The organism is Parvimonas sp. C2, from assembly GCF_035282405.1.
In the GTDB taxonomy this organism is placed as follows: domain Bacteria; phylum Bacillota; class Clostridia; order Tissierellales; family Peptoniphilaceae; genus Parvimonas.
This window is the reverse complement of sequence record NZ_JAYKBP010000007.1, coordinates 18,839-31,279: the sequence shown is the minus strand read 5'-3', so window position 1 is coordinate 31,279 and position 12,441 is coordinate 18,839. Positions and strand designations below refer to the sequence as shown.

The 12,441-nt window shown below is 28.1% G+C and carries 8 protein-coding genes and 1 pseudogene; 3 read left to right on the top strand and 6 right to left on the bottom strand.

Annotated features, from left to right (window positions below; translation table 11 throughout):
- Genes VJI95_RS07685 through VJI95_RS07675 form a run of 3 tightly spaced genes read right to left on the bottom strand, consistent with a single transcriptional unit; the run spans nt 1 to nt 3,576 of the window.
- Entirely contained in the window at nt 1-1,128 is a 1,128-nt protein-coding gene (locus tag VJI95_RS07685; protein ID WP_323999360.1) for a M20/M25/M40 family metallo-hydrolase, read from the bottom strand.
- 1 nt (nt 1,129) lies between these two features.
- Nucleotides 1,130-2,500: a UDP-N-acetylmuramoyl-tripeptide--D-alanyl-D-alanine ligase gene (locus VJI95_RS07680; protein ID WP_324011016.1), complete on the bottom strand. Its 1,371-nt coding sequence runs from the start codon at nt 2,498-2,500 to the stop codon at nt 1,130-1,132.
- A gap of 2 nt (nt 2,501-2,502) precedes the next feature.
- Nucleotides 2,503-3,576, bottom strand: coding sequence for a D-alanine--D-alanine ligase family protein (locus tag VJI95_RS07675; protein ID WP_324011015.1), 1,074 nt, complete (start codon nt 3,574-3,576; stop codon nt 2,503-2,505).
- A 609-nt stretch (nt 3,577-4,185) separates the two neighbouring features.
- On the opposite strand from VJI95_RS07675, the gene VJI95_RS07670 reads away from it, so the two are divergent.
- The 3 genes and pseudogenes from VJI95_RS07670 to VJI95_RS07660 all read left to right on the top strand — a co-directional run bounded on the left by VJI95_RS07670 (nt 4,186) and on the right by VJI95_RS07660 (nt 9,086).
- Complete coding sequence (locus VJI95_RS07670; protein WP_324011013.1) at nt 4,186-7,179, top strand: N-acetylmuramoyl-L-alanine amidase family protein; 2,994 nt, start codon at nt 4,186-4,188, stop codon at nt 7,177-7,179.
- Nucleotides 7,180-7,453: 274 nt separating this feature from the next.
- Nucleotides 7,454-8,391, top strand: a pseudogene (locus tag VJI95_RS07665) (IS30 family transposase).
- Nucleotides 8,392-8,567: 176 nt separating this feature from the next.
- Entirely contained in the window at nt 8,568-9,086 is a 519-nt protein-coding gene (locus tag VJI95_RS07660; protein ID WP_324011011.1) for a hypothetical protein, read from the top strand.
- 33 nt (nt 9,087-9,119) lie between these two features.
- Here VJI95_RS07660 and VJI95_RS07655 read toward each other — a convergent pair whose 3' ends face one another.
- The 3 genes from VJI95_RS07655 to VJI95_RS07645 all read right to left on the bottom strand — a co-directional run bounded on the left by VJI95_RS07655 (nt 9,120) and on the right by VJI95_RS07645 (nt 12,372).
- Nucleotides 9,120-9,506 (bottom strand): hypothetical protein, encoded by a 387-nt coding sequence (locus tag VJI95_RS07655; protein ID WP_324011009.1) that lies wholly within the window; start codon nt 9,504-9,506, stop codon nt 9,120-9,122.
- On the bottom strand, nt 9,506-10,825 hold the full coding sequence (locus VJI95_RS07650; RefSeq protein ID WP_324011008.1) for a M18 family aminopeptidase: 1,320 nt from the start codon (nt 10,823-10,825) through the stop codon (nt 9,506-9,508). Before VJI95_RS07650 ends, VJI95_RS07655 begins: the two co-directional genes overlap by 1 nt.
- A 125-nt stretch (nt 10,826-10,950) precedes the next feature.
- Nucleotides 10,951-12,372 (bottom strand): amino acid permease, encoded by a 1,422-nt coding sequence (locus VJI95_RS07645; RefSeq protein WP_324011007.1) that lies wholly within the window; start codon nt 12,370-12,372, stop codon nt 10,951-10,953.
- Nucleotides 12,373-12,441 lie beyond the last annotated feature (69 nt).

Genomic DNA, 12,441 nt, shown 5'->3' with positions numbered 1-12,441 from the left:
CTATTTTGTAATGAATTCCAAAACCGCCTCAGCTGTTTTTTCCATATCGGAAATAACTAAATATTCTTCAATCGTATGAATTTTATACATTCCAACTCCTAAAATTACAGAATGAAATCCATTTTTCAAATAAATATTTCCATCACAACCTCCACCAATTTTAATTGGTTTGGCTGTAATTCCAACTTTTTTATAAGCATCTAAAACTCTATTTAATAAATTATTTCCATCAATTTGTTTTAGTGGTGGATAATCGTATTTAACTTCAATATTACATTTAACTTCAAAATCTTTTGCAGTTTTTTCAAAAATATCTATATAATTATCAACATTTTCTTTTGCTTCATCTTCATTCAAACATCTAACTTCCATTTTGATTTTACAATCTTTAGGGACAACATTTGTTGGAAATTCAGATATAATGCTACCTATATTTGAAGTAGTATGGTCGTTTAATCTTCCGATTTTCATTTTTGAAATAGCATGACTCATAGCTATAATTGCACTTCTTCCTTTTTCAGGTTCAATTCCTGCATGAGCAGAAGCTCCTTCATAATGAACATTTATCTTATACATACAAGGTCCTTCAACAGCTACAAGATCTGAACCGCCACCATTATCAAGCACTAGCATATCTTTTGCGGGCATAAATTCAGATGGAATTTCTTCCCATTTAATTGATTTCGCTCCCAAAAGTCCAATTTCTTCAGACGGAGTTATAATTGCAAACACATCATTATGTGGCAAATTATTTTCAACTAAATTTTCAAAAGTTTCCAAAATAATTGCAACTCCACCCTTATCATCTCCACCTAAAGTTGTTTCTGTTCTTGTTTTAACAAGCCCATCCTCAACATAAACATCCAAATCTTTTGAAGGCTCAACAACATCCATATGAGCTGAAAGAGAAATTGGTTTAAGTTTTTCGTCATCACAATTCTTTTCAAGTTTTGCAATAATTACAGGAGTATTCCCGCCATATTCAGCTGAATGGTCATGTAAAATATATTCGACTCCTAGCTTTTCTAATTTTTCTGTTATATATTTCATAACATTTATTTCATTTTTTGAAGGTGAGTAAATCTTTACTAAATCTAAAAACGTATTTAAAAGTCTTTCTTTATTCATACTAAATCTCCTTTAACATTTCAATAATTTTTTCTAGTTTCATTCCTCTGCTTCCTTTTACCATAATCAAAGTATCTTCTGAAATGAGTTCCTTAACTTTCTTTACAACTCCTTCATTAGTTTCAAAATGGAAAAGATGGTTGACATTGAAATTTCTATTTGCTCCATTGTAAATTTCTTTAGCTAAATCTCCAATACATATTACATAGTCAATCTTATCTCTATCTATTTTTTCTCCAACAAAAAAATGTAATCTTCTTTCATCTTCTCCAAGCTCCAACATATCAGAAAGAATTAAAATTTTATTTTTATAGCCTTTCATAGTATAAACAGTTTCTATACAAGAAGTTAAACTTTGAGGATTTGACTTATAACAGTCATTTAAAATATCAAAACTTGGTAAGTGCATAAGTTCCATTCTCATTCCTGTAAGTTTTACCTTTGAAAGACCTCTAACAATTTCTTGATAATCCATTCCCATAAGTCCTGCTATTGTTATTGCAACAGAAACATTGTAGATTTGATGTTTTCCTATAAAAGGAATACTATAAGCATACTCTCCGATTGAAAAGCTACTTCCCTCTTCATCGGAACGAATAGGTCTTATAATTACATCAGAATCTTCTCTTGTTCCTATTTTGATAATTCTTTGAGGAATTGTATATTCCTTAACAACTTCTCTTAAAACTTCATCATCATTGTTATAAATAAAGACTCCATCAGGCTTTAATCCTTCTAAAATTTCAAACTTAGCCCTGGCAATATTTTCTTTAGTCCCAAGTTCTTGTAAATGACTATCTCCAATATTTGTAATAACTGCAATATCAGGTTTTGCAATATTTGTAAGAGTTCTAATATCTCCAAAATGATCCATTCCCATTTCTAAAACTATTGCCTGATCATCTAAATCCATTTCCATAATAGTTTTTGAAACACCTATTTCATTATTAAGATTTTTTGCAGTCTTATGAACTCTATATTTTTCTTCTAAAATTGCAGCTAAAATATCTTTAGTTCCTGTCTTACCATTTGAACCGGTTATTCCAATAACTTTAGCTTTTGTCGCCTTTAAATAACTACTTGCAAGTTTTTGATATGCTTGTAAAGTATCATCTACAACAATAATTCCAGCATCAAGATAAGGTGTAGGATGTTTTCTATCCCACAAAGTAGCAACTGCACCTTTTTGAATAGCATCAAAAGCAAAATTATGTCCATCAAATTTTTCTCCTACAAGAGGAATAAATAAATTATTTACTTGTATATTTCGCGTATCTGTAGAAATCCCTTCAATCACTGCATCTTTCATACTTACAGTAACTAAATGTCCTTCAACTATTTTAGCAATAGTTCCCAAAGTTGCTTTTAACATAATTACCCCCTATTTGTTGTCAAAGAATCTTTTTCTCTTTTATTTTCAATGGCAAGTTCAATCAACTCATCTAAAAAATCACTATAAGTCTTTCCGAAAGTTTTCATATACATTGCTGGTGCCATAGAAACGGCAGTCATTCCAGGGATTGTATTAATTTCATTAACTAGCATTTTTCTATCACTATCTCTTACAAAAATATCAACTCTTGCAAAGCCCTTACAATTTGTAACAGCATAAGCTCTCTTTGCTACAGATTGAATTTCTTTAATTTCTTCATCAGTTAAATCCCAAGGGATAATATGATCTGTAGTTTCGTCAAAATATTTTGCTTCATAGTCAAAAAACTCTCTAGTAACTTTTACGCCACCAGGTAAACTAGCTTTTAAAATATTATTCCCCATAACTAAAACTTGAAGTTCATCTCCAACAACTGCCTCTTCAACTAAAACTCTACTATCATACTTAAAAGCTTCAATTAGAGCAGGTTCAATATCTTCATTCTTAGTTACCTTTGTAACCCCAACACTTGATCCAGCATTACAAGGCTTTACAAAAGAAACTTCTCCTATTTTTTCAAGAATATTTTTAATTTGTAAATCTTTATTTTTGTCAAACTCATACTTTGTAACTAAATAATATTCAGGTTGTAAAATTCCATTACCAGCAAAAACATCATTAGCAGTTCCCTTATCCATACAAACAGCAGAGGATAAAACATTATTTCCCACATATGTAAGATCCATTATATCAAAAAAACCTTGAATAGTTCCATCTTCAGAAAATGTTCCATGCATTGCAGGAAAGAAAATCGCATTTTCATTTACAAAGTCATTTGCAAAGAATTTTGAAATAGAATCCGCAACATTTCCATATCCTTCAACCATAAGTTCTTTTTCATCTTCAATATTCTTAGTATTTTCCCCTAAGTAATTCCATCTTCCACATTTATCTACATAAATAGGAAATATCTTATATTTTTTTCTATCTAAATTATTTACAACAGACTTAGCAGTTAAAACTGAAATTTCATGTTCAGTACTCTTCCCTCCATATAACAAATATAAATTTTTCATAATAAAACCCCTTCTTTATAATATAAATCTTACCTTATAGTATACCATAAAATGAGATTTTTTCATAATTCGATAAAAATATTTTTTGCTAAATTCAGTAAATAGCATCACTAAATCTATATTATTTTTATATTGTGTAAATACAATGACTATATATCATAATATTATCTATTTTTTAAAAATTTTTAAAGTTTTTCACATCTATAAAAAATTTTAATCAGTATTTAACCCCGTTAAATGATATATTTCTTGTGCTTATTAAACTACTTTTTATTCCTCGTAAAAAACTTTTCAATTATAAGTTTTTCTATTGAATTTATTCTGATAAAGTTATTTCGTAAAAGTTGTAAATCCACATAATTAAAAACCTTTAAATCTATATAAAACAAAAATTTATCTAAACAGGTATGTATAGTTTTTTATTTAACAAAAAAACCACATATAGCAAAAAAATGACAATTACTTTATCATTTATTTTTGTATATTTCAAAAAAAGAAATTAGTCGTAAAAAACTAAAGTTCATAAAAACCAAAAGTTTAAATGTATATTGACGATAAAAAATTACTAGTATACAATTATATTGCAAAATTTATTTTATGGAGGAAAAAATGAAAAGAAAAAAAGGCATTTTTAAAAAATTTATAGTCCTGTCTTTGCTTTTAAATTTAGCAATAAGTCCAGTGGCTGTAGCTATTAGTAATACTGTATATGCTGAAAATACAGAGAAAGCTGATGATGTAAAACTAGCAGATTTTAATTTAGAGGGTATTGATAAGGTTACAGAAAAAAGAATAACTAAAGAAATAACTCTAAAAGTAAAAACTCATCCTGATTTTGCTTATTGGGGAAAAGAAGAATATTCTATCAAGAGTGTTAATGGTGTTTTTGATTTCTCAGTAGTAGAAGATAAGGATAATCTCTACACTGTTGAAATCGAAGGAGAAAGCGACTTACAGATTTCAAACATTAAAAAAGATGAAAACAATCTTAATATTCTAAAATTTGATAAGGCTAAAAAGAAACTTAGAACTTCCAATTTAAAAGGTGAAGAAGCTGAAATAACTAATTTGATTTTTGATAAGAAATCAAATGATAATGACCAATCAGATAAAGAAAATAAACTTGTTACTATTAAAGATATTGATGTTGTATTCTCAGATGGAACAAAGGTTCCTGACGGAATTAATTTTCATACATTTAATAAAGAAAACAAGGATATGTCTGATTATGTAACTTCAAATGGAAAATTATCAGGAATTAAGGTTCCAGCAGGCGCAAGACTTAAATTAGGTATTTCAACAGATAAAGATAAGTATACTTTAAAAACAAATAATGGATATGAAAACTACATTTGGTTCAAAGTAGATAAAAATGGTGTAGCAAAATTATATGATGAAGTAACTGGAAAAACATCAGAAAAAAGTCTAGAAAAATTAGTAGTGGTAAAAAAATCAGATTTAATTGGTGAAAAGCCTGAAAATAAAAAGATAATTAAAAAAGTTTTAGAAGTTTTTGATACCACTTCAAATAAAGCCGTTACTGAAGACAATATAAAATTTGTAGTTATAGGTGGCGGAGAAGTTAAAGAGTTTGTAAGCAAAAATGGTAAAATTGAATTAGAACTCTACAAAAATACTGAATATACTATCAATATAGTTAGAGCCGTTGAACATCCTTATAAGATGAGTGGTTTTAAATTTAAAATCAATGATGATAACAGTATTGAAAATGAATCAAAAGAAAAAGTAGAAAAACTTAATGTATATCAAGGTTCATATTTGATTAGACTTTATGTTATTCACGGTGGAAAACATCTAAAAAAATCCATTGATTTTAAAATTGAAGAAATTGGATCTAATGTAGTTCAAATTAGAAAAAATGAAAATAATTTTCTAAATTTTGATGCAAAAATAGGTAAATCATACAAAATAACTATGAACGGTAAGGACTCTGAATACTATTTAGAAAAGCCTTTAGAGTTCACAATGGAAAAAGATAAAGAAGATGGTATGTATTGGCCTAAGGTTGCAAAAGGAGATACTTCTCAAGGCGAAAACAGAAAAGTAAAGGCTATCTTTTTAAAACGTTATGATGGAGTAGATAATCATATTCCAGGCCTTGATGGAAATGATATAAAACCACCTTGCCCAAACTGTCCTGATAATTCAAATGCTGTTTGTGAAATTAGTAAAAGCAAAGTAAAAACATTACCTATTTCAGTTAAATTACCTGAAGGTGCAGATAAAAAAGATATAAAATTTAAACTATTTAATTCAAGTAAACAACAATATGAAGGTGAATTTACTCTTGACGAAAACGGAAAATTACCAGCACTTGAATTATTTGAAAAAAATTCATATTTTTTACAATTAGTTTCAAATAAATATTTTATGCATAATAAACATTTTGAAGCTGTAAAAGAAGGTAATTTCCCTTATGCTTTTAAAGATAAATCAGAGTTAAAAGAACTTATCGTTAAAAATAATACCGCTAATGTTAAAAATGATGGAACTTATGAAATCGACATTAAGTTTGTAAAGGATAATAAGCCTCTTGTAAATGAAGAAATTCAATTTATAGGCTCAATTCATACTACAAAAGCTACAACTGACGATACAGGTCATTTAAAAGTTAGATTAATGGAAGATGTAACTTATGTTGCTAAACCAACTAATGAAAATCTTGTAATTGATACCTTCCCTATGGTTGTAAAAGATAAAACTGAATGGGGAACTCCAGGTGTTAAATATATTTTTGACCATTCTTCTTGTGGAAGTGCCGAAGTTGTTAAAGTTAAAAATAAGCTTTTAGGTAGAACTGACGGTTCTATCACTTGTAAACCAGGAAATACAACTATAAAAGGAATGGATTTTAAAGATTTATTCTTAGTTACAGATCACTTGGATAAGGGTAGTTATCCAGGACTAAAAGGAAAAGATGCAATGGTTCTTGATTTAGTTTTACTTAATCATGTAAGACAAAATTGTGAAAGATCTAAATTAGCATATGGAGATTTTGAAATTCTAAGAAAGATTCCTGTAGGTAAAAAAGTTTCTTCTGTTTATTATCTAAATGGAAATAACAAAGAAGAATTAAAATTTGAACAAGTTGGAGATATTGTAAAGATTACAGATGTTCATAGTTTGGGAATTTATCCTTTAGTTATAGAGTTCGAAAAGGCTGGTTTAGATTATCCAGATAAAGATAAAGAAAAAGTAAAAAATAGCTGGAAAATGATAAACAATGAATGGTTTAGATTTGATAAAGACGGAAATATGATTAAAGATAGCTGGTTTGAAGAAAATGGAAAATGGTACTATCTCGAATCAAATGGCTCAATGTCAAACAACGAATGGGTATTAGTAAATGGAAATTGGTATTTTGCAAATACTAATGGAAGAATTTCTCAAAATGAATGGGTATTAGTTGACGGAAATTGGTATTTTGCAAATGCAAGTGGACGCATCGCTACTAATGAATGGGTATTAGTTGATGGAAATTGGTATTACGCAGAAGACGATGGACGTATTGCTCAAGGAAAAACACTTAACATCAACAATGTAAATTATACATTTGACTCAAATGGTGTATTAATTAAATAATTAATGATAAAGACTGAGTTTTGCTCAGTCTTTTCGCTTGGAAAATTTCCTTATATGATACCAAATAAACAATTAACATAAAATGAAAAGTACTGCTACAAAAACTCGAAAACAAGTAATGGATGCTCTACTTTTTATTGTAATTTATAATAGACTCTTTTATTTAATATTCCACCGTATATTGTAAAATTAAGTTAGCCATATATAGAAAAAAACATCTCAAAGAGGTAAAATAATAGTTAAACCAAAAACTAAAGAAAGGAACCTCAATGAGATGCACAATAATTGTAACACAAACATTTAACAATAGATTTGAGAAAATTAATAGAAAAAGGAAAGAAAAAGTAATAGAAAAATAGCAAGATTACTAGGTAAAAATCATCAAACAATAAATAATGAAATAAAAAGAAGATTAGTAATTCAAAGAACATTTTATGGAAAATTTAAAAAAGTGTATAAAGCAGAGTTTGCTCAAATAATTTATGATAAGAACAAAAGAAATTGTGGAAGAAAAATAAAAGTTGATTATGTAATCAGAGATAAAGTAATACACTATTTAAAATATAAACACAGCCCTGAAATGATTTCAAAAACAAATTTAGACGGAAAAATATCAACATCAACAATATATTATTGGATAAACAAGTGGTTTTTTGGATTAAAAAGAAGTGTTTTAAATTATGCAAGGAAAAGAAAAAAGAAAAAGCAGGAGAAAAAAGAGTAAGAGCATTAGGGAAATCAATAGAAGAAAGACCAAAAGAAATAAATAATAGAGAAGAAGTAGGACATTATGAAATAAATACAGTAATATTAAGAAAGGAAAAAGGACAATGCCTATTAACATTAACAGATATGAAAAGTAGATATGAAATAATAAGGTTAATTGAAGATAAGACAGTTAAATCAGTAAATAAGGCTTTAAAAGAAGTAATAAAAGATTATGAAATAAAAAGTATAACAGCAGATAATGGTTCAGAGTTTGCAAGATTATATGAAGTATTTGACTATGAAAAAATATATTATGCACATCCATATAGCAGTTATGAAAGAGGAAGTAATGAAAACCACAATAGACTGATAAGAAGATTTTTACCAAAAGGAACAAAAAATACTACTCAGTAAAGAGTAGCATTTATTGAAAATTGGATAAATAATTATCCTAAAAAACTATTTAATTATAAAACACCTTTTGAAGTTTTTTCAATTGGCTAACTTATTCTTGCAATCTGTAAGTTGTCAAACATATATAACAACTTTAGATATAATAACTATCATTTTTTCTCCTATATATTGACATAAAATAAAATTGTATTATATAATAAGGTAAATTGATATTGTATAATTTTAATTTTAAAATATCATACTTATTATTTATGGAGGTTTTAATTATGAAAAAATTATTAAAAATTTTTTTCTTATTTTCTGTTTTAGCTTTATGTTCTTGTAATTCTAATAAAAATAAAGAATTTTATACTACCAATAAAAGCGAAAATGGATTTTATTTGATTAGCAGTCCAGTTCCTAAAAAAGTTGTTGACTATGCAAAAGAGATTTTTGTAAAAGAAAACCTAACTGGTACAGCAATTAAAGACATTAACAATTTGGAACTATCCGAACCATATTCGATAAAGGAAAATATATTTTCATTTTTTATTTTGCAAAATAGTAAAAGCGTTGGAACATTAAAAATTACTGAAAATAATGGAAAATTAAAACATCAAATTTCTCAAGGATATATGGAAGAAGAATTGAATAATATAATCTCAAAAGACGGAATTTATGAATTGAGTTTTGAAGAAAACGAAAATGGCGGTCGTCCAACACCTATATTTAAAAAACACGATGATGTTCCTAAGGATAAAGTTATATATAATATCAAAAATTCCATAAAGAAAATACAAAATTAAATTTCAAAACAAAAAATGATGCTCATTTGAACATCATTTTTTTTCTATAATTTTATTAAATATTCGCTTTGTCGCATAATGTGAAATTAACAAAATGATTAAAGAAAAATCAAATGGAATTTGTACTACAACTTTTATTAAAAAGCATAGGGCAAAAGCGACTAAATCTAAAATCATAAATTGTTTTTCACTTGTATATTTTTTTATTATACTGTATTTTATTTTTAAATTTCTAATTAAAATTACAAGAGCAACTACTCCAACAAGAGCATCTATACTGAAATTAACTAAAAATTTACTATTTATTACAGCCCATAAAAAATATATAAACAGAGTTCCCATCATAATGATAGTTAATCCTGTCAGAGAAATTTTTGATTTATCTTCTGACATTTCTTTTGGTGTAATTATTCTTGCCATTATTCGAAAATCACTCCGTCAGAACCATCAATTTTAATATTTGTTGAGAAGAATTCTTTTAATGCTGTAACCATATATCCTGTGTCTTTAATTCCACAAGTTTCAAAACTTGAGTGCATTCCTAGTTGTGCAACTCCAATATCAAGAGCATGTAGGCTAACTTGAATATTTGATAAGTTTCCAAGAGTTGAACCACCAACCTTATCAGATCTGTTTGCAAAGAATTGTGTAGGAACCTTTACTTTTTTACAAATTTCCAAAAATACCGCTCTACTAAAAGCATCAGTTGTATATTTTTGATTTGCAGCTTCTTTTATAACAATACCTTTGTTCATAAAAGTTACATTTGTTGGATCATAAAGTTCAGGATGATTTGGATGAACAGCATGAGCATTATCACAACTTACTAAGAAAGATTTTGCCACTGCTTGATGATATTCATCAGTTCCAAATCCAAGTGAAGCATTAATTCTCTTAAGAGCATCTTTCATAAATGTTGACATAGCACCTTGTTTTGTGTTTGAGCCTACTTCTTCATTATCAAAAACTGCACAAACATTTATAGTCTTTGGATTTTTTGCTTCTAGAAATGCTTTCATTGATGTAAATGCACATTGTAAGTCATCAAGTTTAGGTGTTGAAACAAATTCATCTTTATATCCCCAAATACATTGTCTTTGACGATTTACTAAGAATAAATCTTTTGCAACAACATCTTGAACTTTAACACCCAATTCATCTGCAACCATTTTATCAAAATCACCTTTTTTTAATTCTCCAGCAGAGAATAAAGGTAATAAGTCAACTTGTTTATTATAAGCATAACCACTGTTTATTTCTCTGTTTAAATGAATTGCAACATTTGGTATCATTAAAATATCTTTATCAATATAGAATAATTTATTTACAATTTTCCCTTTTTCTCTAACTAAAACTCTACCTGCAAGACTTAAAGGTCTATCAAACCAAGTTGAGTCAATCATTCCACCATAACCTTCAACATTTAGCTTTAAATGTTCTCCTGGTGCATCCATTTCAGGAACAGCTTTAACTTTATATGTTGGAGAATCACTGTGTGCAGCTGTTATTTGGAAATGGTAGTCGCTAAGTTCTTTTCCTACTTGAAAAGCCAATATACTTGAATTATTTCTTGTAGTATAATAATTTCCACCTTTTTTGATTTTCCATTTAGCATTTTCCGGTAAGAATGTATATCCGGCTTTGTCAAAATATTTTTTCATTGTATCAACAGTATGGAACATACTTTTACTTGAATCAATAAAAGTTAATAATTCTTTTGAAATTTTAATATTATTCATATCAATTCCTCCTATTAAAATTTAATTTACCCTATTTAATTAATTAAAAATCATTAAATATATTTTAAAGAAAATAAAGGAACCAAAGTTCCTTTATCTCTTTATAATCGTTTTATAATCTAAATTTATTTACTATCTTCTATTTTTCTAATGACTGGTAAGACTAAACCTAAAACAACTAAAACTAATGGAGTTATAATCTTTAATAACATTTCATATGGATCATCTGAATACATTCCAAATAAGCAACAAGCTAATGTTATTAAGAAACACCAAGCTCCAAAGAATAGTCCAACGCTTCTGTTTTTAACAAATCTGTAATGTCTAGTAAGTTCTTCTTTACCATATCTAAGAGCAAAGTAAGCAACGAATACCCACATATATCTCATCGGCATTACTACCCCGTTAAGACGAGTAAGTTGTCTAAGAACGGTAGTTGCTCCAGGAACAAATGATTGAGCTAATATAATTGCTCCACCGAGTATTGCAACTAGTATAATCCCATTAACATAAGCACCTTTTTCGTTCTTCTTTAATAATTTTCTTGGGATATATTGACTTGCATTAGGGTCTTCCAATAACATTCTTAAAGGAGCATCAATACTTATTAATAAAGTTGCAAATTGTCCAACAGTATTAGCTGCTGAGTAAATAATCAGTAATAAATCACCAACACCATAGTATTGCCCTAATTTTTGGAATGCCCAGTAAGCACCGTTTGCTGCATATGAGTCAAAATTTGCTTTTATTTCGTTTACATCAAACATAAGCCCCATGGCAATTGTTCCAAATATAGCACTAATTACAACCATTAGAGTTGCAAGCATCATAGCTTTAGGGAATTCTTTTGCAGAGTCTCCCTCAACTTTATTTACATAAGGTGAAATCTTTTCAATACCACCCACAGCAAATACTAAAATAGATAAATTACTTAAGTACTTCAAATTAATATTAGGAAAAATATTATTCCAAGCAAAATTTAATTTTAAATATCCACCATTTGGATTAATAACCGGCGCAGCATACATCATAAGAATAAATAAAATACCTAAAACAAACATACTTGAACCGGCAAGTGCTGACAATCTCTTGATAGGACTTAACCCTCTTGTTGCTAAGTAACAGAATAATAGCAATACTCCAAATGTAGCTAATTGAACATATATTGTAGGAATATCGTCATATGCTTTAGCATTTCCAAAAATCATAAAACTTAAAGCCTTAAGACCACCTGAACCTTTTCCGGCAATATAAGTAATATGTACTGCCCAATAAGTCCAACCTGCATAGTAAGCTAATTTAGAGTTAGTAGTTTCTTGAATCCAAGAAGTTACTCCACCACCTAAATCTTTAAATGTAGAACCAAGTTCTCCAACCATAAGCGCGTACGGAATAAAATATAATGCAAACATTAGTACCCAAGAAAATATTACTTGTGTACCTTGAAAATAAATATATCCGTTTAAAACATTTCCAAATCCCCAAAGTGTTGAGAAACACATAAATACTAGGGACTGCCATTTAATTTTCTTTTCAGAAACTTCCATTTCGTCCTCCTAAAATGTAATTTTTTGCTAAAACTTAAGTTGAAATTTTTAGCCACAGACAGTATATCA